Here is a 26,330-nt window from a genome sequence, read left to right as displayed (position 1 = left end):
TGGAGAAGTACGAGACGATGGATTTCTTCGCCGTCCTGTACCTCTACACGTTCCACAACGACATCATCCGCAACCTCGGCATGGACCAGTGGCTCCAGAACCCGCTGCCGGCGAAGGGTGACTCGGGCCTGATCTTCGTCACCGAGGACAATGTCGATACCATCCTCGCCGCGACGGAGAGCGCCGAGTAGCATCAAACGAAAGCGCCCGGACCGGAGGTATCGGCCTCCGGCCCGGGTTTTGCTCCACTCACCGGAATCAGCGGTTGCGAGTTGAGATGACACGGACACTGACCCCGCCCGCGCCCGTCAGCCTCAAGGACTTCGACGCGATGTTCGAGTCCGTCAAGAACTGGGGCCGCTGGGGTCCTGACGACGAGCGGGGCACGCTCAACTACCTGACGCCCGACAGGATCGCTGCGGCTGCAACGCTGGTGAAGAGCGGCCGGACGGTGTCGATGGCGATTCCGATCAACAAGGTCGCCGGGCCTGACAACCCGAACCCGGCCGTCCACCTGATGTCGCTGATGCACGACATTCCGATCACCGACAACGGGCTTTCCTTCGGCATGTGCTACCTCGCCATGGCCAGCCACGGCGACTGCCATACCCATGTCGATGCGCTGAACCATGTCGCCTACAAGGGCAAGCTCTACAACGGCAAGCCGGCCGAGTTGCTGACGTCGCGCGGCTCGGAATGGGGGGCGATCACCGCCTACGCCAATGGCATCGTCGGTCGCGGCGTCCTGCTCGATGCCGCCCGGCACCGCAAGGTCGACTGGCTCGAGCCCGGCGAGGCGGTGACGCGGGCCGAGCTCGAGGCAATCGAGGAGGAGCAGGGCGTCCGCCTCGGCGAGGGCGATATCCTCGTCTTCCGCACCGGCCATCATGCCCGACGCCTCGCGCTCGGCGCCTGGAACAACGAGCCGGGCGGCGAGGGCAAGGCCGGCCTCCATGTCGATACCGTACCGTGGATGCACGAGCGGAAAATCGCGGCTTTTCTTCCTGACGGCGATGGCGAAACGGTGCCGAGCAACGTCGAGGCGATGCCTTACCCGATCCATCCGCTTCAGCTCGTCGCCATGGGCATGTGCATCTCCGACAGCCTGAACCTCGAGGACGTGGCCAAGGCCTGCGAGGAAGAAGGCCGCTGGGAATTCATGGTCGTCGGCCTGCCGTTGCGCCTTCCGGGCGCGACCGGCACGCCCTGGAACCCGGTGGCGATCTTCTGAACATCCATTCCCGCGGCGGATACCGAAGGGGATTCGCTGAGCTTTCCGCTGGAGAACACTATGGAACGTCGCTTCGAGGGCAAGGTCGCGCTGGTCACCGGCGCGACGACCGGCATAGGACAGGCAACCGCCGTTCGGCTCGCATCGGAGGGAGCCGTGGTCGGCGTCAACCAGAAGCCCGGCCTCGATGCGAGCGAGACCCTCGCCAGGATCGAGGAATTTGGCGGCAAGGCCTTCCCGGTCGTCGCCGACATGCGAGACCCGGCGGCCGTCACCGCGATGGTGAAGGAGGTCGCGGAACGCGGCGGGCGGCTCGACTACATCGTCTCCAATGCGGCGATCAATCCCTTCATGCCGTGGAACGAGACGAAGATCGAGGACTTCGACGATCTCTTCGAAACCAACGTCCGGGGCGCCTGGGTGGTCTGCACCGAGGGCGCCAAGCAGATGGTCGCCGAGGGCCATGGCGGCGCGATCGTCATGATCAGCTCGATCTCGGCCCATGTCGGCTCGCCGGACCAGGTTGCCTATTGCGGCACCAAGGGCGCGATCAGCATGCTCGGCAAGGCGCTTGGCGCGGTACTCGGCAACAACGGCATCCGGGTCAACGTCATCGAGCCCGGCGCGGTCGCGACCAACATGAGCGCGCCGATGCTCGATATGCCGGACGTGATGAAATACTACCTCGACCGGATCGCGCTCCACCGCATCGCCGATCCCTCGGAGCTTGCCGCGACCGTCGCCTTCATGCTGTCGGACGATGCCAGCTACGTCACGTCGGCGACCCTGCTCGTCGACGCGGGCTTCATCGTCAACGCCGAGCTCTGACGCTCGCCCACCTACTGCGGCAGCTTGGACATCGCCTCCTCGGCGAGCGACGGCTCCGGCGTCTGCACGAAGAGAAGCGTTTCTCCGCGCACCATGACGTAGAGCGGCCCCCGCGTCAGTTGCCCGGGATCGCCTATGCGGATGACATCCCGCCCGGCGATTGTTTGCTCGACGATGGTCAGCGGCGTCGTGCTCGACGCCTGCATCACGTCCTTGAATCCCGGCAGGAGCATCGCCGTATCGGCGCCGTCCACGCGCCAGGCGCCGACCTCCGCCTTGAGGTCGCCGCCTCGCGCATAGGCACTCGCAAGCGTGAAGTCCGCCCTGCCCTTTCCAAGACCTTCAAGGAAAGTGTCGAAGGGCGCACTGCGGGTCGAGAGATCGGTACCGGCCTGGCTCTCGACAGTGAGAGCGATGCCGCCGAGCGACGTCGGCAGCAGGGCCTCGAGCTCGGGATCCGCGTGACGGAGTTCCGCGGCCGTTACGACATTGTCGCGCGCATGTTCGGCAGCCAGCGCTGCACCCACCAGTATGACCGAGGCGACAAGAGCGACGGCAGTCGCCCGGGCTCGTGTCCTGAGAATTGGCGGCGTCATGCGTGCGTGGCCAGAGTCAGGCCGGTCATGTCGATGGCGGGCTTGCGGCCCGACACGACGTCGGCAAGAAGATGGGAGGAGCCGCAGGCGAGTGTCCAGCCGAGATGGCCATGACCGCAGTTGAGATAAAGGTTCTTGACCTGGGTCGGCCCGACATAAGGATTGCCGGAAGATGGCATCGGCCTGAGGCCCGACCAGACCTTGGCGCTGCTCTTGTCATAGCATTTGGCGAATTCCGGGAAGACGCCGATGACGTTGTCGACGATCGCCTGCGCCCGGGCCGGGCTCGGCGTCACGTCCCAGCCGGTGAATTCGACCGAGCCCGAGCACCGGTAGCGATTGCCGAGCCGGATCAGCCCGAACAGCCGCGTGTCGTCGATGATCGGGACGCTGGGTCCGTCCGGCCATCCCGTGTCGGGCACCGTCACGGTGACACCCTTGGCCGGGTAGATGCTGACCTTCACGCCGAGCGGCCCGAGCAATGCCGGCGCGAAGCTCGCCAACGCCGCGACATAAGCGTCTCCTGTCATGCTGCCGGCACTTGTCTCGACCGAGGCGACCTGGTCGCCGGAGCGCACGATCCGCTTGATCTCGGTGTTGAAATGGAAAGTGACGCCGAGCTTCTCCGTGCAGTATTTGCGCAAGCCGACCGCGAACTTGTGGCAATCGCCGTGCTCGTCCGGCGGAGCATAGATGCCACCGACCAGCGTCTTCTCGATCGGCGCCAGCGCCGGCTCGATCTCAACGCACCGCCGCGCGTCCACCGCCTCGAAGATCAGCCCCACCTCCCGCTGCCTCTCCGATTCCGCGACATTCTTGTCGAGCGCTTCCCGGCGCGTGTAGATCTTCAGCGTGCCCTTCTGCATCAGGTCGTATTCGACGCCTGATTCCTTCCGCACGTCGTCCATCAGCGACAACGTGTGGTTGGCGAGCCGGAGGTTGACGAGGACGGCCTTGCGGTAGCGCTCGACCCCGCAGTTGCGGATGAAGTCGAGGCCCCATTGCCACATCGACGGCAGCGCGCTGAGCCGGAGGAGCATCGGCGCATCCTCCTTGCCGATCCATGAGAGGACGGCACGCGGCATGCCCGGACGCGACCACGGTTCCGCTTCGCTGGTATGGAGGACGCCGCCGTTGGCGAAGCTCGTCTCCATCGCCGCTTCCGGCTGCCGCTCGATGACGTGCACCTCATGTCCGGCCTTCGCCAGGTAATAGGCGGTCGTCGTGCCGATGATTCCGCTTCCGAGAACAATGGTCTTCATGGCTAATAGCCCCGTGCTTCGATCGGCCAGATATCGACGAGCCGGCCGCCCTGCATGACGTGGAAGCGGTCATGCAGGTTGGCCGTCGGATCGCAATGTGGCGCTACAAGTTCAATGATGCCGCCGAGCGGCGGCCGGTTTGCGCCCTCCGGCATGCGGATGGCCCCGTGTTCGTCGCCCATGAACTGGTAGGTTGCGCCTTCCGGCGCGCCCTTCACGACAAGCGCGGGACCATAGTCAGTCGACAGGGCTTTCGAACCGGCGTCGACGATCACGCGGTCTGGCTGGGCGGTGCTGACGACGCGCGCGGCGACCGTCAGCGAGGTCGCGAAGGGCGAGCCGCCGGGCGCAATCTCGACCTCCCCATATTGCTTGTCCATGAACAGGTAGGATCCCGGCTGGATCTCCGTGAAAGGTCCATGCGCGAGGTCGAGGTGATGGGTGCCGGTGCCGCCGCCCGAGATGATCTCCGGTGCAAACCCCGCCCCTGACAATGCTTCAAGGAACCGCACGAGGTTGTCCCATTGCTCGGCGATCTTCGCATGGCGGTCGGTCAGCGTCTTCACGTGCTGGAGATGGCCGTAGTAGGCCTGGACGCCGCGGTAGGTGAGCTGCGGCAGCTCGTCGATCCGCCGCGCCAGCGCGACCGCCTCGGCAGGTTCGACGAGACCGTCACGGCCAAGGCCCATGTCGATGTCGATCAGGATGCCGATCGGGCGGCCGGGCCGGGCATATTCCGCGAAGATCTCGACGCCGGTAAGGCTGTCGACAACAACCATCAAGTCGTCCGCCTGCTCGGCGACGGCGGTCAGGCGCGACACCATCGATGGCGTCACCACCGGCGTGGTCACCAGCAGGCCGGACAGGCCGGCCTCGCCAAGCACCTCCGCTTCGCGGACCGTCGCGCAGCAAAGGCCGACCGCTCCCGCGTCGAGCTGGCGCTTGCCGACGAGGCTGGACTTGTGGGCCTTGGCGTGAGGCCGGACCTTGCGCCCGGCGCTGCCGACAAGATCGGCCATCCTCAAGAGATTGGCCTCGAACGCATTGAGGTCGACCATCAGGGCGGGGGTCGAAAGCTCGCGCGCGACGAGTTCCGCTTCGCGGCCGATCAGGTGGCGGTTCGGGCCCAGAGAAGACGTCATCCTTTGACAGCTCCAAGAGTGATGCCGCGGACCAGGTATCGCTGGAAGGCGGCGACGGCGAAGAAGATCGGCAGCGTGCCGAGGACCGACATCGCCGAAATTTTCGCCCAGAAGGTCGACTGCGCGCCGAAATACTGGCTGACCTGGACGGGGAAGGTGATGACCTCGGTCCGGGTCAGCACGAGAGCGAACAGGAACTCGTTCCACGAGAAGATGAAGGCGAAGACCGCCGTCGCGAATATCCCGTTGCGCGTGACCGGTATGACGACGAACCAGAGGATCTGCCAGCGCGACGCGCCGTCGACGAGGGCGGATTCCTCGAGCGCCATCGGCACTTCCTGGATGTAGCCGCGCATCAGCCAGATCACATATGGCAGGGCGAACGCCGTGTAGAGGAGGATCAGCCCCTGATAGGTGTCGGTCAGCCCGAGCTTGGAATAGATGAGGAAGATCGGGAAGACGATGGCAATCGGCGGCAGCAGACGCTGGGAGATGATCCAGATCGCCAGATTCTCGCCGCCGGTCTTGAAGCGGACAATCGAGTAGGCGCACATGATGCCGAGGATCATGGCGACCACCGTGCTGGTTGAGGCGAGCACGAAACTGTTCCAGATCGACCAGACGTCTCCATCCCGGAAGAGGACGAGGAAGTTGTTGAACTGGGGCGTCGCCGGATACCAGGCAGGCGGGAACTTGAATATCTCCCGAGGCGTCTTCAGCGACACGGCGAAGATCCAGTAGACCGGGAAGAGGAAAGCAACAACGATCGCCGCGGAGGCGATGTACCATCCTGTCTTTCGCAGGCGCCGGTGGGGTGCCACGGCGCTCATCGTGCGATCGCCATGCGTTTGAGCACCACGACGAGGCCAACGGAAAACAGGATGGCCAGGACTACGACGACGGCCGCGATGTAGCTCGTGTCGAATTCCTGAAAGCCGCGGATATAGGCGTAGATCGATATCGTTTCTGTCGCGCTGCCCGGTCCGCCTCGCGTGAGCTGCCACACCGAGTCGAAGAGGCGTATCAGATCGAGGCCCCGGATGAGCAGCGCGATCATCATTACCGGACGGATAGCGGGCAGCGTCACCTCGAGAAACGTGCGCCAGCCCGAAGCCCCGTCGATCGCTGCCGCGTCGAGCAGTTCCTGATCGACATTGGCGAGCGCCGCCATCAGGATGATGAACATGAACGGCGTCCACTGCCAGACGTCGGTTATGATGATTGCCGGATATGCCCAGGCAATGTTGATGGTCCACAGGATCGAAATGCGCTCGCCGGCGAACCACGAGATGATCTGGTTGATCGGCCCATAGCGGTCGTCGAACATCAGCCGCCACATCGAGCCTGCGACCATCGGAGAGATCACCGACGGAATGATCAGCAAGGCGACAAGCAGGCGCTTGAACGGCCTGTCGGGGAGAAAGTGATAGCCGAGCAGCATGCCGAGCACGAGCTCGATCGGCAACGCTATGACAGTGATGAGGAGGGTGTGGAGCACGGCATCCCAGAGCCGCGCGTCGGAGAATATCCGCGCGTAGTTCACCAGTCCGGAGAAGCTGGTGATATCGTCGCTGAGGCTGATCCGCTGGAAGCTGACAACGATGAGGTAGATCAACGGGAAAACGGCGACCAGCACCATGACAAAGGTTGCCGGTGCAATCAGCCCGTATTTGAACAGGCGGGTGTCATCCGCTCGTCCCGAGGCCGATCCAGACACCGCTGCGCTCGCCACGCTATCCCCCGATTGGCTTCATCGCGATGCGGCGGAGAAAGTCTCCCCGCCGCACGGTATCGCTGGGTCCGAAACCCTGCCGCCTATTCGCGATAGGCGCTCGGCTTCTGGGCCCACTCGAGATAGGCCTCCTTCTGGCGGTCGACCCCGATCTGCTCGGTCAGGCCGTCCCATTCGGCGGCGAGGTCATCCAGCGCCTCTTTGGGATCCTTTCCGCCGATCGCCGCGACAACCGCACGCCCCATCGAATCCCAGTACTTGTAGGTCTCGAGGATCGCGAGGTCCGAATAGCCTTGTTCGCCCGCCTGACGCAGGGTCGCGAGATAGTCCGGAGCGGTCGGCCAGAGGGCCTGGTACTCCGGCGCCTCGTAGTGCGAAATGCGGAAGGCGTCGCGGAGCCCGAGCGGACGCATGACGTTCTTCAGGCTCTCCTGCTTGGAATGCAGCCACTGGATATAGAGGTAGGCGGCATCCTTGTTCTTGCTGTCGGGCGAGACCGCCAGCATGATTCCAGAGGCGAGTTCCGGATGGCCGCCGGGCGGCAGCGCGTAGCCGATCTTGTCGACGACCGTGCTCTCCGGCACCCATGAAAGCGCCTGCTCGTCAGCGTTGATGCCCTGAGCCCAGCGGGCGATGGGCGGCCAGCTGATGGTCATGGCAATCTCGCCGGCGCTGAGAGCGCTGAGGCTTTCGCCAAAGCCCCAGGTCTGGACGCCGGGCGGCTGGCAGTCGAGCTGGTCGACCATGTCGGTCAACGCGTCGATCGCTTCCTGGCTGTTTACGGTCGCCTTCATCGTCTCGGGATCGAAGAACTTGCCGCCATAGGTGCGGAGCCGCTCCGAGAAGAAGAAGTGCATATAACCGGTATTGATGAGGCCGGCGCCGTAGAGCTCGGGCGCATATTTGTCCGTGATGAACTTGCAGATCTGGCCGAACTGCTCCCAGGTCTGGGGCGGCGCGAGGTCGTAGCCGTACTCGGCCTTGAACGCCTCCATGTTCTCCGGATCCTCGAAGATGTCCTTGCGGTAGTAGAGAAGGTGGACATCGCCGTCGACGACGAGCGCGTAGGTCTTGCCGTCATAGGTCATCCAGTCCTTGAAGGCCGGCGCGATGTCGTCGAATTCGCTGGCAACCCCGTACTTCTCGATAAAGGGATCGAGCGGTTCAAGGGCGCCGTTGCGAACCATGTCGGCGACCCAGGACGGTCCGATCGTCATGATGTCGTAGGCACCGCTGCCGGCCTTGTGCTCCAGCATCTGCTTCGGAAACAGCTCCTCGAACGGTATCTCGGTAACGTTCAGGCCAATCCCGGTGAGTTCCTTCCATTCGGGCCCGGTGATGTTTATCCCGAGCATCGCCATCAGGCCGGCTTCCTCGGCCGAATTCAGGGTGATCCCTGAATATTGCTTGGCCGCGTCGACCGCTTTCTCTGCTGCATTCTCCTCCGACAGTGCGGGCTGCGCCGCGAGCAGCAGGGCACCACCAACTGCGGACATAAGTGTCATTGCACGCATGATCGCTCCCCTCTGGCCATTTGTACTGATGGACAACACAAGGTCTGCATCGCACCATGACGGCCTGGATGAGTCAATGTCGCTCATGGGCATATAGGCTTGGACTGCAGCGTATTCTTCGCTAGGGAGTACCGAAATGAACATTGTCTCTTTGATAGATACAATTGAGCGCCAAGGCCCGGGATGAAGACGGAATGACAGCGGCGATGGTGACAGGTACGGGAGCCGGCATCGGCGCCGCGGCGAAGGCAGTCGGAAGTCAGGGACCGATCGGCCGCATTGCCGAGGCCGATGGAATCGCCCAATGGATCAAGTTGCGTGCCACGCCGGACTCTGGCTGGCTGACTGGTGCGGCGATTCCTTTCGATGGCGGGCAGACCCCGGATATTTCGTGATGTTGACCTGGCTACCCGACATCGACCGCGGTTACGGCGATGCGTATGTGATTCTCGCCGACGCCATCGAAGGGGCGATCCGCAGCGGCCGTCTCAAGGCGGGCGAGCGACTGCCGACCCACCGGGCGCTGGCACGTCAGCTCGGCGTTGCGACAAGCACGGTTACGCGCGGCTATGCGGAGGCGACAGGCCGCGGCCTTCTCGAGAGCACGGTCGGACGCGGGACTTTCGTGCGGTCGGCGACGAATGGAAATTCAGCGGGCGGGGCCGAAACCCGGCCGCTGGAACGCATGTATGTCTCATCGGTTCCGGAGGCCGACGTTATCGACCTCAGCCTCAATCACCCGCTCAAGCAGGGCGCCGGCCAGGCACTCGGCGAGAGCCTCTCGGCGATGATAGGGGAGACCGATCTAGACGAACTGTCTCTCTATCATCCTCCGCATGGCCGGGCAGACCATCGCGCCGCCGGCGCCGACTGGCTGAACTTTCTCGGTGTCGAGGCGGATCCGGAAGACGTGATGGTGGTGGCGGGCGGCCAGACCGGCCTCCTCTCGACCCTCCTCGCCTTCGCCCGCCGCGGCGATGTCGTCGTAACGGAATCGCTTACTTGGCCCGGCGCGCTGGCCATCGCTCAGTCCGTTGGGATTCGACTCGAGTCGGTCGATCTCGACGACGAAGGGCTCGACCCGGATCGCTTCGAGGAAGCTTGCAAGCGCCTTGGCCCGCGGCTCCTGTACACGATGCCCACCCTGCAGAATCCGACGACGGCAACTGCGAGCACCGGTCGGCGAAAGGACATCGCGCGCATCGCCCGTGAGCACGGCGTGCTCATCGTGGAGGACGACGCCTATGGCTTCATCCTCCAGCCGCGCGTCTCTTCCTATTGGGAGATCGCGCCCGACATCTCGATCTACCTGACCAGCCTTTCAAAGCCGATCGCGCCCGCGATGCGCATCGGCTATCTCGCGGCCCGCGCGCAGCATCGCCGCCGCTTGCTCGGGACGCTGCGCGCTACGACGGTCATGCCATCGCCGCTTCTCTCCGAACTTGCCGCCCGGATGATCCGTAGCGGCGAAGGCGCGAAACGCGCCAATTTTCAGGCCGACGCGGCGTTCCGGCGCCAGCGGCTCGCGGATCGCATCCTCGGGCCGGCAAGCGGCGTGTCCGCGTCATTGCACAGGTGGGTGCCACTGCCGCCCGGTATCCGTACCAGCGACTTCGTCGCAAGCGCCCTCAGCCAGGGCGTCGCGGTGACGCCGGGCGACGTCTTCTGCGTCCGGCCGGGAGACGATCCGGGCGCGGTCCGGGTCTGCGTCTGCGCCGAGCCTGACGAGCGCCGCCTGGAGCGGGCTCTGAACACCCTGGCACGCCTGGCGGAGGCCGACCGCTCGGCCGCGTTGCCGGTCGTCTAGGACAGGTGGATCGAGATCGTTCCTTTCAGGCACTGTCCCGGGGAAAGAACCGCCACGGCGTGGCCGGGAACGTCCAGTGCGGCCCGGTTGAAACCGTCATTGGCGTTCGTAACCGGCTCGATGCAGATATAGGGATAGTCCCAGGCGTCGTAGACCTGGAGCTTGCCAAATACCGGATCGGCCCTGATCACCGTCACCAGTCCGTCGGGCGCGGTGAGCGCGGCGCGACCGTCCCATCCCTCGTAGCAGCGGTCGAGCACGATGCCATCGACGTCCTGGCCCTGGCGGAAATCGAGCCCGGCTTCCAGCGGTCCGGCGCCGAGCGTGACGGCCTCTGGCGCGTCCGCGGGCCACAACCCCGTGGCATCGAAAGCCAGCTCCGTGCCGGGAGCCTTCGGAAAGTAGGGGTGAAGGCCCATACCGCCCGGCATCGGCCGGTAGTCACGGTTGGTCAGCGACAAGGTCGCCTCCAGCCGCCGGTTGGCGATGGCGTAGGTAATGTCGCCCCGCCAGGCGAAAGGAAACGCGCCAGGCATCGGAGCATAGTCTAGCCGCAGCCCTATCCGCGTATCCGACTGCTCTAGGATCGACCAGTCACGGATCCAGCCTTCGCCGTGAGTCGCGCCCGGCTCGGCCGGCACGTTACGGCCGAGCGGATGAAATTCGCCACCGAACGAGAACCCGTCGCCGAAGATCGGACCGGAATAGGGGAGCAGCGGAAACGCCGCAAAACCATACGGAAAGGCGCTTTCGAGCACGGCCTCAGTCGCCGGGCGAAGGACGTCGCGACCGCCGATCCGGAAAGCCGAGAGCCGGGCCCCGCACGCCGGCGCAACGACAAGCTCGGTATCTGCCTCGCGCAAAGTGACCAGCGGTCCGGTCGACGGAAGAGAGAACATTCCGGGAAAATCATCCCTCGTTGCAATAGGATCATAAGTTGCTACCTATTGCAGTACAAGCTCCTCATTGGAGGGCTGTTCGAAGGGCCAAAAACGGGTATGGAGGGGCCCGCAATTCGGCGGTCGGAGGCAGGGAATGGACCCGGTAAATTCAATATTGCCCAAGGCACCCATCGTTCGCCGCAAGCGCGCGCATGATGTCGCCGACGAGATCGAGAAGCTGATCGACAGCGGGGAATTTGCGGTTGGCGACCGTCTGCCCACCGAAAAGGACCTGATGCAGCGATTCGGGGTCGGGCGTCCGGCCGTCCGGGAAGCGCTCTTCTTCCTCGAGCAGCAGGGCATGGTCGAGATCATCAACGGCGCTCGGGCGAGGGTCATACCCCCGTCGGCGGCGCATCTCGTTCAGCAATTTACGCGGCTTTCGAAGCGCCTGTCCTCGGGTCCGGAGGGACAACAGCGGGGCGAACAGGCCCGCCTGGTGCTCGAATCCGGTCAATGCTGGCTCGCCGCCACCGTTGCATCAGACGACGATGTGAAGCGGCTCAAGACGGCGCTCGACGCAAACGTTGCCGCGGTCGGCGATCGTGTCGAATTCATCCGCACCGATGTCGCGTTCCACTATGAGATAGCCGCGATCACCGGCAATCCGATCTTCACCACGATACACGAGGCGGTGGTCGACTGGCTCGTCGACCAGCGCACGACGACGTATCACATGCCCGATGCGGATGCACTCTCGGTCCGCGATCACACGGCCATCTACGAGGCCATTGCCGCGCGCGATCCGGCGCGCGCCTTCCACGAGATGGCGAGCCACATCCAACTGATCGGGCAGCTCTATCGCGAATCGAAGCGTCTGTCCTCCGAGATACTGCGTGCCGTCACCCACGACGTTGCCCAGCGCTTCGAGCGGGAGAAGGCCGCCCGCTGGGCGACCTCTTTCGGCCGCGACAAGGGTGGGGAATGATGTCCGGCGGCAACGCTGCCCATCCTACGTTTTGTCCCATGCCTCCGCGCGGAGAATCTTGGAGCCGGGTTTCTCTCCCTCCGCCAGCGTATCACCCGGCAAAGATCTGAGATCGTTATCCTGGCGCTGGAATCGCAAGGTTCCGCGCTACTTTGCGGGCTAACCTGCGCACCGGCGGCAAAGGCGACCAGACCGGCAGGCCAGGTAGAAGACCGTTTCTACCTTAGCTTCGCAATCACGCCGCAGAATGTTGTCTCCATCAGAGACTATCTGGGCAACTTCTCCAGCTCGATCCGCAGCATGCGGCGTCCGTCCCTCGGTGCTCTGCGAGACATTGGGTTCTTCTACGTCGTCTTCACCACCGCGGTGCGAAAGGACGCCTTCCCGGCACGCCCACATGGCCGATCGGTCAGACGCCGTTGTCGGTCATCCACACTCTCGAGATCAGCGACACAGATCAGATCAAAGTCATCGGATTCCCCAGCCAACCCGGCGACTGAACAGCCGGTCGGGCGGTGCCAGGTGAATCACCTCTCAGTTTGATCTCATCTGTCCGCAAGCGATCGACCGCCCCGTGGCGGTCGCCCGTTTCCAGCGCACCGGCAAATGATTGACGCGACCTAAGTCAGTCGGGGCGAGCGGCCCCAAGACGGGCGCGCACACATGCTGACACAGTGAGCCGGATCTCGTCTCGACCGGACCGCGGTGATGGATGCGAGGCCGTTCTGCGATGGGCTGGAGCAGACCAGCAGGGGTTGCGAAAATCGCCGCATATCGCCTTAAAATGTCACTTGACAGACATATATATGTCTATCGTAGACTGAAATCGTCAAAAATGGATTTGATATGACGAAAATCGACGAAGTAGACCGTTCGATCGTTCGCATGCTTCAGGATGACGGCGCCATGACCAATCAAGTCATCGCCGCTAGCCTCAAACTGTCTGAAGCGACAGTGCGGCGGCGGCGATTGCGGCTTGAGGAACAGGGCGTCATCCGAATGACGGCGTCGGCCAATCCGCACAAGCTTGGCTTCAATGCTGTTGCGGTGATTTTCGTCCAGGCGTTGGCGGCCAAGGTTCCCGACATCGAGAACGAGCTTCGCAAGCTTCCCGAAGTCCACTTCCTCGGCGTATGCGCCGGCACTTACGACCTAATGATGGAGGTCTGGCTGAGCTCTCAGGCCGACATCGTGAAATTCAAGAATGAGCGCCTCGGAAAGATCGATGGCGTGATCAGGCTTGATGTCTATCCGCTTCTCAAACTCAGCAAGTACTACGCCTGGAGCGGCGGCATCGTCAGCTACGATTCGCTCTAGAGAGCGCAGTCGTAATCGTTAGAAAACAAGGGAGTTGGCCGTGAGGCTTGGATTTTACGCAAATTATACTCCGGACACCGCCGCTTTCGCCCATGAAGTCGGCTTCGACAGCATCGAGCTGTCGGCGTGGCCCGGATCCTCGCTCGATGCGAGCACGACCACGGACGAGCAAATCGCGAAGATCCGCGAGGACCTCGCATCGAAGAACATCGAGATCTCTGCCCTCGGCTATTACCCGAACTACCTCGATCCAACTGAGGGCAAGGAAGCCCAGGAGTATCTGGTCAAGGTCCTCGATCTCGCGAAGCGCATGGGGATATCGACCGTCGCGACATTCGCCGGCCGCGATCCCTCCAAGAGCGTCGCCGCAAACCTGCCCCTCTATAAGGAAGTGTTCTCGCGCCTGGCCGACGAAGCGGAGACGCGAGGCCTTCGACTGGCCATCGAAAACTGCCCGATGATGGATGTGATCGAGATGAAGGGCATCAACATCGCATTCAGTCCCGAAGTCTGGGAGATGATGTTCGATGCCGTACCCTCGCGCGCCATCGGGCTCGAGATCGATCCGTCTCATATGGTCTGGCTGGGCATCGACTACGTGAAGGCGGTGCGCGACTTCGGCGACCGCATCTACCACGCCCACGCCAAGGACATGGAGATCGTCGAAAGTATCAGAAGCCGCACCGGCATCTACGGGCAGCTGTCGAATAGCGATGATCTCGGCCACGGCTGGTGGCGCGCTCGCACCCCGGGATGGGGCGACGTCGACTGGCCGGCTTTCATCACGGCGCTGATCGAAGTCGGCTACGCCGGCAACCTCGATATCGAGCACGAGGACGAGGTTTTCGCCAAGGCGGCTGAGATCGGCCAGCACGAGAGCGAGGCCGATCTCGTCGCGCGCTACAGCACCGAACGCCGTGGCCTCCGGCTTGGCTACAACACCCTTCGTCCCCTGGTGGCATGAAGCAGTACGATCAAAGGAGAGTTCTGATGAACAGCAAGATCTTGCGAACGTTACTTTGCAGTGTCAGCTCGCTTCTCGTTGCGGGCGTCGCCCATGCGCAGTCCATACCCGAGGTACCGCGCCAGGACACACTGATCCTGGAGAACATCGACGGGCGGGTGCCGGTGCCGGACAACATGAACCCGTATATCGCCGGCAGCAACCTCGACTGGGGCATGTGGCAGGCGACCCAGGAGTCGCTTTTCAATTACAATCTTGAATCCGGCGAGCTCGAGCCCTGGCTGGCGGAAAGCGGCACATTTTCGCCGGACTATCAGACCGTCACCGTGAAGCTGCGGCCGGGCGTCAAGTGGAGCGACGGCGTCGATTTCAGCGCCGACGATGTCGTGTTCACCGTGAACATGCTCATGGCCAATCCTGGCCTTCAGTACTCCGCCGACCTGAAAGTGTGGGTTGATAGCGTCGAAGCGACGGACCCCGCTACCGTCGTCTTCCATCTCAAAGAGCCCAATCCGCGCTTTCTGCTGGATTACTTCGGCGTCCGCATCTGGCGGACGGTCCTGATCGCTCCCAAGCACATCTGGGAGGACAAGGACCCGATGACATTCACCGATTTCGATCTTGAGAAGGGCTGGCCACTCGGCACCGGTCCCTACCGTCTCGTGCGCTCAACCGAGACCGAGACCGTGTTCGACAGGCGCGACGACTGGTGGGGCGCCGAGAGCGGTTTCCACGACCTGCCTGCCCCCAAGCGGGTGATCTGGACCGGTGTCGGCACGGAAGACGCACGCGCCTCGATGCTGGTGAACAACCAGCTTGATGCCGCCTGGATCCTAGGTCGAAGCACCTTCGAGATCGCACGCGAGCGCAATCCCAACGTCATCGCCTGGACCGAGGATCTGCCCTACGCCTACCTTGACGCGTGCCCGCGCAACCTCGGCCTGAACAACAAGCTGGCACCGCTCGACAGCAAGGAGGTTCGCCACGCGATTAATGACGCCATCAATCGTCAGCAAGTCATCGATATCGCGTACGAAGGCGCGACTGATCCGAGCTATGCGCCATTCCCGACCTACCCGCCGCTCGCGGCGTTCCTCGAGCGCAATGCCGCGACCGTCGACAAGGTGAAGTCGCATCCTGAAAATATCGAGCCGCTCATGACCGGGGCCGGCTTCGAGAAGGGTGCCGACGGCAAATGGGTCGACTCCGAGGGAAAGACGGTCGCCATACAGATCATCGTGCGATCCGGTGAAGCCACCGAAATGAAGACCGCGCCCGTCGTCGTTGCGCAATTGCAGAATGCTGGCTTCGACGCCAGCTTCCAGCCGGTAGAGAGCGCCAACTTCTTTAGCGACATCAAGACCGGCAAGGCGGCAGCGTGGCTCGGCGGCACCTGCGGCAGCGTGCAGGACCCTTATGCGTCGATGGCATTCTACGACAGCACCCATTCGGCGCCGATCGGAGAGGCCGCACCCGGCACTGAGACGCCGCGTTTTGAGAACAAGGCGTTCGACGAGGCGGTGGCAACGATGGCGAAACTACCGGCGGATAACCCCGAGTTCGTGGCGGCCGCGGACAAGGCCCTGGCAATCTTCTCCGATGAACTGCCGGTTATTCCCCTTGTTCAGGCTCGCCTGCTGACGCCCTTCGCCACGACGTACTGGACGAACTGGCCGACGGTGGAAAACAACTACTTCCAACCGGATCATTGGTGGGTGAGCGGCAACCAGCTCATCCTCAACGTCAAGCCCGCGGAGTAAAGACTCCATTGAATTGGTCGGCCCCGCCTCGGGCGGGGTCGACACCTGACCGGCCCTGCCGCTCCTCCCGTGCGCCGTGCCGTGAGCGGCGCCCAACCTGCAAACAGAATGCTGCAGCGGACACGATGCTCAGACGCACGATCATCCGGATCCTGATTTTCTGCCTGACCGTTTGGGTCGCCATCACGGTCAACTTCATCATCGTGCGGGCGACGCCGGTCGATCCCATCGCGGGAATCCTCGGCCGCATGGCCAGCAAGGGACAATCGGTGCAGGGCGGCGCGGAGATCGTTGCTTTCTATCGCGACACATTCGCTCTCGACGAGCCCTGGCCCGTTCAGTATTTCATGTACCTGCGTCAGTTGCTCTCGGGCAACCTCGGTTACTCGCTGGCCTATTTTCCGGCGACGGTGGGCGACGTCCTTCTGCACGCAATTCCATGGAGCCTCGGTCTGCTCCTGACCGCGGTGTCCATTGCCTTTGTTGTCGGCAACCTCCTTGGCGCGCTCGGCAGTTGGCGCCGTGCCCCGCTCGTTCTGCGCGGTCTCATTTACCTATCGATGACGATTTCAGCGGTGCCCTTCTACCTGCTGGCACTCATCCTTCTATACCTGTTCGCCTTCATGTGGCCGATCCTGCCGACGGGAGGAAGCTTCACGGTCGGCAGCACGCGCGACTTCTCCCTCGCGACCGCGATCGATTTCATTCGCCACGCGATACTGCCAGTGGGATCCATTGCGCTCGGGCTGGTCGGTTTTTGGGCGCTCAGCATGCGCGGCGTCATGACCACCGTGCTCGACGAGGACTACCTGATGTACGGTCGGGTGAAGGGCCTGCGTGAGCGAACGCTCTTCCTCCACTACGGCGTTCGCAATGCGATCCTACCCCAGGTCACGGCGCTCGCCATCGACATGGGACAGCTGATCTCGGGACAGGTCCTGGTCGAGGCGATCTTCAACTATCCGGGCGTCGGCACAGTCCTTTTCAATGCGCTGCGGACCTCGGACTATTTCGTTATCCAGGGCGTCGTTCTGTTCATCATCGTGTCGGTCTCGTTAGCGATGTTGGTCGTCGACCTCGTCTATCCGCTGATCGACCCGCGCATTACCGCCGGCGAGGCAGGCCGATGAGGCGTCGCCCGGCAACCGTGCCCCTGATCATCGGGGCGACCTTTCTGGGCGGCGTTCTCCTCACCGTCGTTGCCGGACACGTCCTGGTCAGCCCCGACAGTACAGCCATGTTTAGCGCTGTGCCCAACCTGCCGCCGGACGCCGCTCATCCGCTCGGCACCCAGTCGCAGGGCCGCGACATGCTTGCCGTCATGGCGGCAGCGATACCGGCAACCCTATTCGTCTCGCTGCTCGGCGGCGGCGTCGCGGTGATCATCGGCACCATACTGGGTATGACTGCGGGCTATTTCGGCGGTGTGGTCGATGGGGTTATCCGCACCGCGGTAGACGTTGCGCTTACCATCCCCACGCTGGCGGTCCTGATCTTGATCGGTGCCTCCTTCCCGGTTGTCTCCCTATCGGCAATGGGATTCATCATCGCACTGACGGCGTGGATGGGGCCGGCCCGGGTGGTCAGAGCGCAGGTGCTTACCCTGCGCGAGCGCGAGTTCGTCAGAATCGCCAAGTTGTCCGGACTCGGTGGATTCCGGATCATCGCACTCGAGCTGCTGCCGAACCTCATCCCGTTTCTCTCGGCGATCTTCGTCAACGCCGTGGTAACGGCAACGGCCGCCACGATCGGCCTGGAGGTCCTCGGACTCGGACCGCGCCAGACGATAACCCTCGGCAACACGATCTTCGAGGCGCTCTACTACACCGCCATGTGGCGCGGCATGTGGTGGTGGTGGGCGCCGCCTGTCATCGTACTTGTGTGCCTGTTCCAAGGCCTCTTCTTCATCGGCAAGGCTCTCGATTCGATCGCCAATCCGCGCGCCTTGGGAGCGACAACGTGACGGCGCTGCTCGAGATTCGCGGGCTGGTCGTTGGGTACGGCGATGCTCCCCCCGTGCTGGGCCCGATCGATCTCGACATGCGCGCCGGCGAGCTTGTCGGATTGGTCGGCGAATCCGGCGGCGGAAAGTCGACGCTCAGCAGGGCCGTGCTCAACGACTTGCCCGCAGGGGCAAACATCCTTGAGGGCAATATCGCTCTCAACGGAGTGCCGCTCTACCCGGTGCAGCCGCAGGCCTGGCGAGCGATCCGATGGAAACAGATCGCCTATGTGCCCCAGGCGGCCCTCAACATCCTGAATCCGGTGCGCCGCATCGGTGCCCAGTTTGGTGACATGGTCGCGGATCACTACGGCGTGGCACTGGCCGGCGAGTGGATGCAGAAGGTCATCGACGTGCTCACTGCGGTACGTCTGGAGCCCGCCGTTCTGCGGTGCTATCCGCACCAGCTCAGTGGCGGCATGCGCCAGCGGGTCTGCATCGCGATGGCAATGCTGTTCCAGCCACAGCTGGTGGTGGCCGACGAACCAACCAGTGCCCTTGACGTCGTGTCACAGCGATTGGTGCTGCAGACGCTGCTTGAGCTGCGCGACAAGTTCGGCACCGCCATTCTGCTCGTTGGCCACGATCTGGCAGTAATGGCACAGGTGGCGGACCGCATAGGCATTCTGTTCGCCGGACAGCTCGTCGAGTACGGTCCGGCCAGAGCTATCTTCAAAGAGCCCGCACATCCCTATGCCCGGCGCCTGCTTCAGGCGGTCCCCTCGATCCGGGTGCGCAGCGACCTCCCCGAGGCGACATTCCCGAGCGAGGCAGACCGCCAGCACTGGAGCGACCGGTCGATTCCGATGCGTCTTGTCGGGCCCAATCACCAGGCCCGCTGCGAGACGCAATGATGAGCACCGACCTCCTTGCGATCGAACAGGCCGGCAAGACGTTTGGCAGCGGCAGGCACGCGCGTCCCGCCGTTGTCGACATGTCCCTCAGCTTTCCCTCGGACGGGGCGCGGCTGATCACAATCGCTGGAGAAAGCGGCTGCGGCAAAACTACGCTGGCACTCATGGCTCTTGGCTTTCTGAAGCCGACAACCGGGGAAGTTCTCTATAAAGGAATTGCGCTGCCGGATCTGAATCGGGCGGACTTCAGACGCTTTCGCCACAAGGTCCAGGCGGTGCTGCAAAACCCGTTTGAGACATTCAATCCGTTCTATGGGGTTTCACATCCGTTGCATCTCGCGCTGCGCCAACTCGGGGTCGCTCCCCGCAGCCGTGAAGGCAAGAGGCTGATGGAACAGGCGCTAGAGAAGGTCAGGCTCGATCCCGGACAGGTGCTTGAACGATATCCGCACCAGATGAGCGGTGGCCAGTTGCAGCGTGTTTCGATCGCGCGCGCCATGCTGTTTTCGCCGGAGCTTATCGTCGCCGACGAGCCGGTATCGATGATCGACGCGTCTCTGCGGGTTCTGGTGCTCCGTCACCTGGTCGACCTCAAGGTTCGCGACGGCATCAACATTCTGTACATCACCCACGATCTCTCGACTGCGCTTCAGATCAGCGACGAGCTTCTGATCGCTCACCGCGGCAGGATCGTCGAACGTGGCGATCCTCAAGAAATCGTCGACAACCCGCAGGACGACTACACGCGCCTCCTCGTCACCTCGGTTCCCGTGCCGGACCCCGACCAGCGTTGGGGGCAGGAGAGCGTACCGACTGCGTCCTGAGCCACACTTCCTCTTGATCAGCGAAAGCCAATCCGAATGAAACTGTCGATCTCGGAAATCACCACCCTGCCCAGTTCGCTGGAAGATGACGTGGCCGCCTTCTCCGCCGCGGGCTTTACGGCCGTCGAGCTATCGCTGGAGAAAGTCGGCCGCTATCTCGCGACCCATTCAATCGAGGAGATGAAACGCCTCCTCGAACAGTCGGGTCTGACACCGAATGGCGCCATTGGCCTGGCGCCGTCGGGCCCCGCTCTGCTCCTCTCACGCGGAGAGTCATTCGAGACGTATGTCGAAGCTCTACGCGAACAGCTCGCATTGTGTCGAACGCTCGGAATAAAGCAGATCGGAATCGGAGCGGATTCAGCCAAGTGGATCACCGAAGACGATTGGATGCCAGGCGCGATCCGCAACTTGCGGGTCGCCGCCGCCATGGCGGCAGAGGCAGACATGCGAATCGGGCTCGAGTTCATGAGCCTGGACGAGCCGATCGGGCCCTTTGTCCTGTCGTCGCTCGAAGAGGCACGCCGGATCGTCGATCGCGTGGGCAGCGACAGCATCGGGATCAACATCGACTACTTCCATCACTACCGGAGCGGCGGCACCGTCGCCGAACTGGCTGCAGTTCCCGGCACTGAGATCGTCGACGTTCACGTGACGGACGTGAACGGAATGCCCCGACACGAACTGGGCGACGGCGATCGGGTCCTACCCGGCGATGGGGTGTTGCCGCTGGACGCCTATCGCGACGCAATCATGAGCACTGGATACAACGGATACTGGGTCCTCGAGCTGCTGAATGAGGCACTCTGGCAGAAGCCGCCAGCAGAGGCGGCACGCCTCGGCATGGCATCGCTCACCGTCCACATGACGGGAACGGAGCGGCCTCTGTAACGATCTTATACGTGCTCGTCTCCGGAATAGACCGGCAGCCGTCACTCTCGGGACGGGCCGCCCCGCCTCCCGAAGCCCCGAAACGATTGTTGAAGCACACGGGTCCTCGGCGGCCGGCCGGAGACGATAAAATTGGCGGCCGAAAACCAGCTCAGATGACTTCGAGATAGTCCCGGTCGGGCAAGGACGCGAACGGCGGGGTCGGCAGCGTCTGGTACCAGAAGGCAACGGAGGCGATGTCGTCCTGCAGTGGCAGGTAGCGGCGGGCCTGCGCGTGGGTGCGCTCCGGCGTCTGCGTCCGCCAGCCGAGCGCCTGGATCGTGACCCTCAGGTCGCTCTCGAACCGGATCGGATCGGTGAGGTGCCAGCGATACATGCCGAAGCGCTGCTGGCTGTCGTAGGTTCCGTCAGGGCGGATGACCTGGGGCAGGCCTGCATAGGGGGTGGTGAATTCCCGGTAGCGGCTGTCCATCGTGTCGTCGACGACGCCCCCGTCGAAGTTGTAGGCGCCGCAGAAATAGTCTTCGGTGCCGGTGCCGCAGATGGTCGGGAAGGCGCGGTCGCCGTCCATGAAGAACTTGATCTCGCCTTCGCCCCACCAGCCGGAGTTGTTGACCCCCCAGGCCATATAGGTGCCGACATAGTGGCCGCGGCCGACGATACCGTCGACGATCGTGTAGTCGGCCTTGTAGGGGAGCGGATTGGTCCGGCGGAATTGCGCATGGAAATACGCCGCGTCGTCGGGCACGTCGGTGAGCGTGTAGTTGACCTGATAGTAGATGATGCCGTGGCTCTCGGGGTCGCGGTTCTCGATGGTGATCCGCGCCGCCTTGCGGAAGGGCATCTCCCAGTAGCAGTTGAAGGCGCGACCGGGATTGACGCAGACGGCGAGCGAACTCACCTGGGCGAACCGGTTCCAGCCGCTGCAGAAGAAATCGCCCACGGGGCATTCGACCGACGGCTGCTCCTGGTCGTCCCAGTAGATGCGCAGGATCATGTCGCGCCACCGGAGGTTCGCCGAGGTCAGCCAGATCTGCTGGATCGCTCCCGCGCCCTTGATTTCGCCCAGCACCCGCGTCTCGCCCGGTTCGATCCGGATCGAGGGCGAAACCTTCCACCCCTGGACGCCGCCGTCGTTACCGAGCCCACGGGCGTGAATCGCGCCGGTGCCCTCGGTCGCCATCCCGCCTTTTCCTTTTTCGCCGGTGAAGTTTTCCGGCGAGATCGATCGCGTGGTTGCGTCCGAGAGGCGGTAGAGGTTGGAGAGATTGACGCCGAGACCGTTGAAGCTGCTCATGAAAGATGTCCGTTGGTTGGGTAGAGGAAGCGGCTATTTGAGACCGCTGGTCTTGATGGATTCCATGATCTGCCGCTGGAAGATCACGAAAAGGATGAGCATCGGCGCCGCGACGATTGTCGAGGCGGCCATGATGTAGGTCCAGGAAGCCGAATACTGGCTGCGGAAATTCGAGATGCCGACCTGCACCATCCACAACCGGTCGTCGCCGGTGACGGTCAGCGGCCACAGGAACGAATTCCAGTTGGCGAGGAAGAACAGGATCGCCAGCGATGCGATGATCGGCCGGCTCAGCGGCAGGATGACGCTCCAGTAGATGCGCCAGTAGCCGGCGCCGTCGATCACCGCCGCCTCCTCGATCTCGCGCGGCAGCGACAGGTAATACTGGCGGAGCAGGAAGATTCCGAACGCGTTGAAAATCGACGGGATGATCAGGCCGGCATAGGTGTTCAGCATCCCCATCGTGCGGACCATGATGAAGAGCGGCACGATGATCACCGGCAGTGAAACCAGGAACGTCGAGAACATCAGGATGAAGAGCGTTTCGCGGCCGGGAAAGCGAAGCCGTGCAAGCGCGTAGCCGGCCATCGTATGGAAGAACAATGCCACGACGGTCACCACCCCGGCGACGAAGGTGGTGTTACCGAGATAGCGGATGAACGGCACCTCGGTCAGCACGTAAAGGAAGTTGTCCCAGTTCGGCGCCTTGGGCAGCAGGGCCGGCTGGAATACCTCGGTCGGCGTCTTGAAGGCGATCGAGACCATCCAGAAAAGCGGGAAGATGGTCATCAGCGCCAGGATCAGCGCGATCGCCATCCAGACGAGCCGGACGAGGTTCACCTGCCGGCGCGTGACGAGCGATTCGCTATTCATGGTGGAAGCGTCCGCCGCGCGTCAGGACGAAGAGGATGCTGGTCGCAGCCAGCAGGATGACGACGAGGATCGAGGCGATCGCCGCTGCGTAGCCGAACGAGCTGTACTGGAAGGCCTGCTGGTAGATGTAGACGATGATCACCTGGGTCGAATTGGCGGGGCCACCCTTGGTCATCACGTAGATCAGGTCGAAGGCCTGCTGCCCCGCCACGGCGGCGACAAGCGAGACGAGCAGCACGAAGAAGCTGGTCGGCCGCAGCATCGGCAGGGTGATGTGCCAGAAGCTCTGGATGGCGGTCGCTCCGTCGATTCGCGCCGCCTCGTAATACTCGTTGGGGATATCCTGGAGGCCGCCCAGGAAGATGAGCATGTAGAAGCCCATCAGGAACCAGACGGTGATGAACACCACCGTGTAGAGAGCGATGCTCGGGTCGCCGAGTATCGAAACGCCCGGCAGGCCGATGGCGGTGAACAGGCGGGCGACGATCCCGACCTTGTCGGAGCTCATCAGCTGCCAGATCACGGCGATGACGACCAGGCTGACCATCTGCGGCGCGAAGAACATCGACCGCATGACCGTGTTGAACCGGTTGGTCCGTCGCACGAGGAGCGCCAGCCCCAGCCCGCAGAAATAAAGTCCCGGTACGAGCAGCACCGTATAAAGGCCGGTTACCCGCAGGCACTGCCAGAACAGCGGGTCGACCATCATCCGCCTGTAGTTGTCGAGGCCGACGAATTCGAAAGCCCCGAAACCGTTGACGTCGAAAAAGCCGATGAACAGCGCCAGCAGCATCGGCAGGCCGACGAAGATCAACAGGCCCAGGAAATCGGGCAGGATGAAAAGGTAGCCGGCTATCATCTCGCGATGGCGTGCGCTCATGCCCCGGCGACCGGCTCGCTCGCTCCGTGCGCCTGGCCGCGCTTGATGCGTCTGTTCGATCGTCATCGGCATGGGGCCATCAACGGAGCGGGTGTCCCGGGCGACGTTGTACGGGCGCCCCCCCGGTCTCCGGTGCGGAGGGACCAGGGCGAGGGTGTCCGGCCCTTCCCGCGACGATGCGGACAGGCCGGACGCCAGGCTCACATCATCGGGGCGCCTTTGTAGGTGGCGAGGAACGCGTCGAGCTGCTGGCTCGCCGCGGTTGCCGTCGCCTGCGGATCGGCGCCGCCCAGCTGGGTCTGCTGGATCGCGTCGGAGATGATCTTGTAGACCTCCGGCGGCAGGCGCGGCTCGGCCCGCACACCGGGCAGGATGTCCCGGGTGAAGATGCCGAGGTTGCCCTTGTTGAAGGCTTCCGCGCCCTGCTTCAGCGCGCTGGTGCGGGTCGGCATGTCCGACTTCGCCACCGTGCACCAGTCGACTTCGCGCTGGATCGAACCGGGGTCCATCGAAGCCAGCGCCCAGGCGATGAACTTGCCCGCGGCTTCCGGGTTCTTGCCCCTGGCATTGGCGACGAAGGCCCAGCCGCCGCCGACGGTGACATACTTGCCGCCATCGGGGATCGGCAGCTTGAAGATGCCATAGGGGACATCCGGCGCATTGTTCGCCATGGCCGAGATGCCCCAGATGCCCATGTTCTGGATCGCGCAATAGCCGGCGCCGAGGTTGGCGACGATGTCCCAGCCGCCGCTGTTCACCTGGCGCGGCGCGATGCCCATGTTGATGGTGTCCTGCCAGAGCTTGAGACCACCGACGACAGCCTCCGAATCGAAGGCGCTCTTGCCGTCCGCGGTCTGGAACTCGCCGCCGCCCTGCCACATGAAGGGATACCAGGTGAAGTTCTGGTAGTAGCCGGGGGTGGTCTCGAAGAGGAGGCCATAGCGGTCGGAGGTGGTCAGCTTCTTTCCGAGCTCGAGCAGTTCGTCCCAGGTCCCGGGCACGTCATTCTCGTTGAGGCCTGCATCCTCGAAGGCCTTCACCGAGTAGTAGAAGGCCATCGGCTCCAGCTCCATCGGGATGCCGTAGATATTGCCGTCGACCTTGCGGCTGGCAATGACCCCGTCCGGGAAGTCGGCCTGGGCCTCCGGCGTGATGTAGGGGGTGAGGTCAAGCAGCACCCCGCCGTTGTAGTAGCGCAGGAAGTCGCCCGGCGAGATGATAAAGATGTCCGGACCCTCGCCCGAGGCGAAGGCAGTCGCCAGCTTGGTGCCGTTCATGTAGTCGTTGTTGACGATGTAATCGAGCTGGACCTTGGCCTCGCTCTGGGCGTTCCAGTCGTCGGCCATCTTGACGAACCAGTCGACCTGGGTCTTGACGTCGCCGCCCGGTGCGTAGAACTGCCAGAAGTGCAGCGGCTCGTCCGCGGCGAATGCCGACCGCCCAAGCAGCGGCGCGGTGGCCAGGCCGGCGCCGAGCGCGGCTCCGCCCTTCAGTATCGCCCTGCGGCTCCAGCCGGCGGGCAGTTTGGTCTCCAGACTCATCTTTGTTTCCTCCCATTTTCTTTGTCTTGAGAAGTGGCGGGCCCCTGGACTCTCCGGCCGCCGGGACATGCCTTGCGTCAGGCGGTATCGAACCTCCTCAACGTGCAGGGCAGGGTTTCGGAGCGAACCTCTCCGTTCCAGCGGCCCTCGAGGCGATCGCGCAGCATCTCCATCGCCCGCGTCGCAAGCAGGGCGGGGCGGGACCCCACGCGCGTCAGCCTCGGCCGAACATAATCGAGGTGGTCAAGATCGCCGAAGGTCGCAACCGCGATGTCGCGCGGCGATTCGATCTTGTGGTCGTAGAGCGCCGCCAGCCCGCCGCGTGCCATCAGCGAGTTGGCGAAGAAGATGGCGCTTGGCATCTTTTTGCCGTGCATATCGAGCAGCCACTCGACGGCCTCGTATCCGGAGGGCACCAGGTAGCTTCCCTCGAACCGCAAGGTTTCGTCGGGCGAGCCGCCATGCTCGGCGAAACCCCGCTCGAAGGCCGCGCGCTTCGCCATCGCCCGCTCGAAGAAATGCGGTCCGGTGACATGCGCCACGCGCCGGTGTCCCTGTTCGGCCAGGTAGCGCCCCATCGCGTAGCAGCCGCCCTCGTCGTCGAAGCCGACCGAGTCGATCGCCTGGTTCGGCAGGCGTCCCATGAACACCGCCGGGGTCGTCAGGTGCTTGAGGTCCTCGTGCATCCCGTGGACCGAATAGTCGGCGATGATCAGCCCATCGATCCGCCGGTTCTGGATCTGGCGCAGGTACTCGCGGCCATGCTCCACCGAATGTCCGCCCGGGACGTCGGTGTCGAAGATCAGGGTGTCGCGCTTGGCCTTCTCGAGCTCGGAATGGAGGACCTTCACCAGCTCCTGGTAGAAGGGGTTCTGGATGTCCGGGATCATCACCGCGATCAGGTTGGTCCGCCCGGTCCGCAGGCTCTGCGCCTGCGGGTTCGGGCGATAGCCGAGGGCGTTGATGGCCTCCTCGACGCGGCGGCGCAGGGGCTCGGACACGCGCTCCGCGTGATTGATCGCGTGCGAAACCGTCGTCCGCGAGACGCCCGCCCTCTCCGCTACCTTCGCGATAGTACTCATGGCGTGCTATATGAATTCAAAAGAAATCGATTTGCAAATCAATTTGCAAATCGATTTCTGTGGT

At 63.4% G+C, this 26,330-nt stretch carries 26 protein-coding genes; 14 read left to right on the top strand and 12 right to left on the bottom strand.

Features of this window, described 5'->3' with window-relative positions; translation table 11 throughout:
* From KDJ86_RS18920 to KDJ86_RS18910, 3 genes are all read left to right on the top strand, one after another.
* A partial coding sequence (locus KDJ86_RS18920; protein ID WP_291749474.1) for a hypothetical protein occupies positions 1-191 on the top strand: 191 nt, incomplete at its 5' end.
* Positions 192-277: 86 nt separating this feature from the next.
* Positions 278-1,231 carry a cyclase family protein gene (locus KDJ86_RS18915; protein ID WP_291749471.1) on the top strand — a complete coding sequence of 318 codons (954 nt, stop codon included), beginning with the start codon at positions 278-280 and terminating at the stop codon, positions 1,229-1,231.
* Positions 1,232-1,291: 60 nt separating this feature from the next.
* On the top strand, positions 1,292-2,059 hold the full coding sequence (locus KDJ86_RS18910; RefSeq protein WP_291749467.1) for an SDR family NAD(P)-dependent oxidoreductase: 768 nt from the start codon (positions 1,292-1,294) through the stop codon (positions 2,057-2,059).
* A gap of 11 nt (positions 2,060-2,070) precedes the next feature.
* Here the strand turns inward: KDJ86_RS18910 and KDJ86_RS18905 are convergent, their stop codons facing one another.
* From KDJ86_RS18905 to KDJ86_RS18880, 6 genes are all read right to left on the bottom strand, one after another.
* Positions 2,071-2,655 (bottom strand): hypothetical protein, encoded by a 585-nt coding sequence (locus KDJ86_RS18905; RefSeq protein WP_291749464.1) that lies wholly within the window; start codon positions 2,653-2,655, stop codon positions 2,071-2,073.
* Complete coding sequence (locus KDJ86_RS18900; RefSeq protein ID WP_291749462.1) at positions 2,652-3,917, bottom strand: D-amino acid dehydrogenase; 1,266 nt, start codon at positions 3,915-3,917, stop codon at positions 2,652-2,654. Before KDJ86_RS18900 ends, KDJ86_RS18905 begins: the two co-directional genes overlap by 4 nt.
* 2 nt (positions 3,918-3,919) lie before the next feature.
* Positions 3,920-5,059 carry a DSD1 family PLP-dependent enzyme gene (locus tag KDJ86_RS18895; RefSeq protein ID WP_291749459.1) on the bottom strand — a complete coding sequence of 380 codons (1,140 nt, stop codon included), beginning with the start codon at positions 5,057-5,059 and terminating at the stop codon, positions 3,920-3,922.
* On the bottom strand, positions 5,056-5,889 hold the full coding sequence (locus tag KDJ86_RS18890) for a carbohydrate ABC transporter permease (protein ID WP_291749457.1): 834 nt from the start codon (positions 5,887-5,889) through the stop codon (positions 5,056-5,058). The genes KDJ86_RS18895 and KDJ86_RS18890 overlap by 4 nt, the downstream gene beginning before the upstream one ends.
* Entirely contained in the window at positions 5,886-6,791 is a 906-nt protein-coding gene (locus KDJ86_RS18885; protein WP_291749454.1) for a carbohydrate ABC transporter permease, read from the bottom strand. The genes KDJ86_RS18890 and KDJ86_RS18885 overlap by 4 nt, the downstream gene beginning before the upstream one ends.
* An 83-nt stretch (positions 6,792-6,874) precedes the next feature.
* Positions 6,875-8,296 carry an ABC transporter substrate-binding protein gene (locus tag KDJ86_RS18880; RefSeq protein ID WP_291749451.1) on the bottom strand — a complete coding sequence of 474 codons (1,422 nt, stop codon included), beginning with the start codon at positions 8,294-8,296 and terminating at the stop codon, positions 6,875-6,877.
* A 173-nt stretch (positions 8,297-8,469) separates the two neighbouring features.
* Between KDJ86_RS18880 and KDJ86_RS18875 the strand changes: the two genes are divergently transcribed.
* Positions 8,470-8,700, top strand: a complete 231-nt coding sequence (locus KDJ86_RS18875; RefSeq protein ID WP_291749448.1) for a hypothetical protein — start codon at positions 8,470-8,472, stop codon at positions 8,698-8,700.
* Positions 8,700-10,112 (top strand): aminotransferase-like domain-containing protein, encoded by a 1,413-nt coding sequence (locus KDJ86_RS18870; RefSeq protein WP_291749445.1) that lies wholly within the window; start codon positions 8,700-8,702, stop codon positions 10,110-10,112. Before KDJ86_RS18875 ends, KDJ86_RS18870 begins: the two co-directional genes overlap by 1 nt.
* Here the strand turns inward: KDJ86_RS18870 and KDJ86_RS18865 are convergent.
* A complete protein-coding gene (locus KDJ86_RS18865) occupies positions 10,109-11,011 on the bottom strand; it encodes an aldose epimerase family protein (protein WP_291749444.1) in 903 nt (300 codons plus the stop codon). The two genes, KDJ86_RS18870 and KDJ86_RS18865, sit on opposite strands and share 4 nt — an antisense overlap.
* Before the next feature lie 157 nt (positions 11,012-11,168).
* Between KDJ86_RS18865 and KDJ86_RS18860 the strand changes: the two genes are divergently transcribed.
* The 9 genes from KDJ86_RS18860 to KDJ86_RS18820 all read left to right on the top strand — a co-directional run bounded on the left by KDJ86_RS18860 (position 11,169) and on the right by KDJ86_RS18820 (position 20,593).
* Positions 11,169-11,981, top strand: coding sequence for an FCD domain-containing protein (locus KDJ86_RS18860; protein WP_291749440.1), 813 nt, complete (start codon positions 11,169-11,171; stop codon positions 11,979-11,981).
* Positions 11,982-12,827: 846 nt separating this feature from the next.
* Complete coding sequence (locus KDJ86_RS18855; protein WP_291749437.1) at positions 12,828-13,298, top strand: Lrp/AsnC family transcriptional regulator; 471 nt, start codon at positions 12,828-12,830, stop codon at positions 13,296-13,298.
* Between the two features lie 40 nt (positions 13,299-13,338).
* Positions 13,339-14,262: a sugar phosphate isomerase/epimerase family protein gene (locus tag KDJ86_RS18850; protein ID WP_291749434.1), complete on the top strand. Its 924-nt coding sequence runs from the start codon at positions 13,339-13,341 to the stop codon at positions 14,260-14,262.
* Between the two features lie 26 nt (positions 14,263-14,288).
* Positions 14,289-16,022, top strand: coding sequence for an ABC transporter substrate-binding protein (locus KDJ86_RS18845; protein ID WP_291749432.1), 1,734 nt, complete (start codon positions 14,289-14,291; stop codon positions 16,020-16,022).
* 125 nt (positions 16,023-16,147) lie between these two features.
* Entirely contained in the window at positions 16,148-17,152 is a 1,005-nt protein-coding gene (locus KDJ86_RS18840; RefSeq protein ID WP_291749429.1) for an ABC transporter permease, read from the top strand.
* 17 nt (positions 17,153-17,169) lie between these two features.
* On the top strand, positions 17,170-17,985 hold the full coding sequence (locus KDJ86_RS18835) for an ABC transporter permease (RefSeq protein ID WP_291749427.1): 816 nt from the start codon (positions 17,170-17,172) through the stop codon (positions 17,983-17,985).
* Positions 17,982-18,878, top strand: a complete 897-nt coding sequence (locus KDJ86_RS18830; protein ID WP_291749424.1) for an ABC transporter ATP-binding protein — start codon at positions 17,982-17,984, stop codon at positions 18,876-18,878. The genes KDJ86_RS18835 and KDJ86_RS18830 overlap by 4 nt, the downstream gene beginning before the upstream one ends.
* Complete coding sequence (locus KDJ86_RS18825; RefSeq protein ID WP_291749421.1) at positions 18,878-19,702, top strand: ABC transporter ATP-binding protein; 825 nt, start codon at positions 18,878-18,880, stop codon at positions 19,700-19,702. The genes KDJ86_RS18830 and KDJ86_RS18825 overlap by 1 nt, the downstream gene beginning before the upstream one ends.
* A gap of 36 nt (positions 19,703-19,738) precedes the next feature.
* The gene (locus tag KDJ86_RS18820) at positions 19,739-20,593 is read left to right on the top strand and encodes a sugar phosphate isomerase/epimerase family protein (protein ID WP_291749418.1); all 855 of its coding nucleotides are present in this window, start codon (positions 19,739-19,741) and stop codon (positions 20,591-20,593) included.
* 151 nt (positions 20,594-20,744) lie between these two features.
* On the opposite strand, the gene KDJ86_RS18815 is transcribed toward KDJ86_RS18820, so the two are convergent.
* From KDJ86_RS18815 to KDJ86_RS18795, 5 genes are all read right to left on the bottom strand, one after another.
* Positions 20,745-21,890: a glycoside hydrolase family 172 protein gene (locus KDJ86_RS18815; protein ID WP_291749415.1), complete on the bottom strand. Its 1,146-nt coding sequence runs from the start codon at positions 21,888-21,890 to the stop codon at positions 20,745-20,747.
* A gap of 33 nt (positions 21,891-21,923) precedes the next feature.
* Complete coding sequence (locus KDJ86_RS18810; protein ID WP_291749414.1) at positions 21,924-22,763, bottom strand: carbohydrate ABC transporter permease; 840 nt, start codon at positions 22,761-22,763, stop codon at positions 21,924-21,926.
* Positions 22,756-23,643, bottom strand: a complete 888-nt coding sequence (locus KDJ86_RS18805; RefSeq protein ID WP_291749412.1) for a carbohydrate ABC transporter permease — start codon at positions 23,641-23,643, stop codon at positions 22,756-22,758. Before KDJ86_RS18805 ends, KDJ86_RS18810 begins: the two co-directional genes overlap by 8 nt.
* 200 nt (positions 23,644-23,843) lie before the next feature.
* Positions 23,844-25,184 (bottom strand): ABC transporter substrate-binding protein, encoded by a 1,341-nt coding sequence (locus tag KDJ86_RS18800; RefSeq protein ID WP_291749410.1) that lies wholly within the window; start codon positions 25,182-25,184, stop codon positions 23,844-23,846.
* 77 nt (positions 25,185-25,261) lie between these two features.
* A complete protein-coding gene (locus tag KDJ86_RS18795; RefSeq protein ID WP_291749407.1) occupies positions 25,262-26,266 on the bottom strand; it encodes a LacI family DNA-binding transcriptional regulator in 1,005 nt (334 codons plus the stop codon).
* Between the last annotated feature and the right edge of the window lie 64 nt (positions 26,267-26,330).

This window comes from Bauldia sp. (genome assembly GCF_020442045.1).
Taxonomy (GTDB): Bacteria; Pseudomonadota; Alphaproteobacteria; order Rhizobiales; family Kaistiaceae; genus Bauldia.
The sequence above is the reverse complement of the archived record's forward strand: the minus strand, read 5'-3'. Positions and strand labels throughout refer to the sequence as shown.

What these genes read in the sequence shown, in the direction of transcription:
- KDJ86_RS18915 (WP_291749471.1), top strand. Translation starts at nt 278, where the DNA reads ATGACACGGACACTGACCCCGCCCGCGCCCGTCAGCCTCAAGGACTTC.
- KDJ86_RS18910 (WP_291749467.1), top strand. Translation starts at nt 1,292, where the DNA reads ATGGAACGTCGCTTCGAGGGCAAGGTCGCGCTGGTCACCGGCGCGACG.
- KDJ86_RS18905 (WP_291749464.1), bottom strand. Translation starts at nt 2,655, where the DNA reads ATGACGCCGCCAATTCTCAGGACACGAGCCCGGGCGACTGCCGTCGCT.
- KDJ86_RS18900 (WP_291749462.1), bottom strand. Translation starts at nt 3,917, where the DNA reads ATGAAGACCATTGTTCTCGGAAGCGGAATCATCGGCACGACGACCGCC.
- KDJ86_RS18895 (WP_291749459.1), bottom strand. Translation starts at nt 5,059, where the DNA reads ATGACGTCTTCTCTGGGCCCGAACCGCCACCTGATCGGCCGCGAAGCG.
- KDJ86_RS18890 (WP_291749457.1), bottom strand. Translation starts at nt 5,889, where the DNA reads ATGAGCGCCGTGGCACCCCACCGGCGCCTGCGAAAGACAGGATGGTAC.
- KDJ86_RS18880 (WP_291749451.1), bottom strand. Translation starts at nt 8,296, where the DNA reads ATGACACTTATGTCCGCAGTTGGTGGTGCCCTGCTGCTCGCGGCGCAG.
- KDJ86_RS18870 (WP_291749445.1), top strand. Translation starts at nt 8,700, where the DNA reads ATGTTGACCTGGCTACCCGACATCGACCGCGGTTACGGCGATGCGTAT.
- KDJ86_RS18865 (WP_291749444.1), bottom strand. Translation starts at nt 11,011, where the DNA reads ATGTTCTCTCTTCCGTCGACCGGACCGCTGGTCACTTTGCGCGAGGCA.
- KDJ86_RS18855 (WP_291749437.1), top strand. Translation starts at nt 12,828, where the DNA reads ATGACGAAAATCGACGAAGTAGACCGTTCGATCGTTCGCATGCTTCAG.
- KDJ86_RS18845 (WP_291749432.1), top strand. Translation starts at nt 14,289, where the DNA reads ATGAACAGCAAGATCTTGCGAACGTTACTTTGCAGTGTCAGCTCGCTT.
- KDJ86_RS18840 (WP_291749429.1), top strand. Translation starts at nt 16,148, where the DNA reads ATGCTCAGACGCACGATCATCCGGATCCTGATTTTCTGCCTGACCGTT.
- KDJ86_RS18825 (WP_291749421.1), top strand. Translation starts at nt 18,878, where the DNA reads ATGAGCACCGACCTCCTTGCGATCGAACAGGCCGGCAAGACGTTTGGC.
- KDJ86_RS18820 (WP_291749418.1), top strand. Translation starts at nt 19,739, where the DNA reads ATGAAACTGTCGATCTCGGAAATCACCACCCTGCCCAGTTCGCTGGAA.
- KDJ86_RS18815 (WP_291749415.1), bottom strand. Translation starts at nt 21,890, where the DNA reads ATGAGCAGCTTCAACGGTCTCGGCGTCAATCTCTCCAACCTCTACCGC.
- KDJ86_RS18810 (WP_291749414.1), bottom strand. Translation starts at nt 22,763, where the DNA reads ATGAATAGCGAATCGCTCGTCACGCGCCGGCAGGTGAACCTCGTCCGG.
- KDJ86_RS18805 (WP_291749412.1), bottom strand. Translation starts at nt 23,643, where the DNA reads ATGAGCGCACGCCATCGCGAGATGATAGCCGGCTACCTTTTCATCCTG.
- KDJ86_RS18800 (WP_291749410.1), bottom strand. Translation starts at nt 25,184, where the DNA reads ATGAGTCTGGAGACCAAACTGCCCGCCGGCTGGAGCCGCAGGGCGATA.
- KDJ86_RS18795 (WP_291749407.1), bottom strand. Translation starts at nt 26,266, where the DNA reads ATGAGTACTATCGCGAAGGTAGCGGAGAGGGCGGGCGTCTCGCGGACG.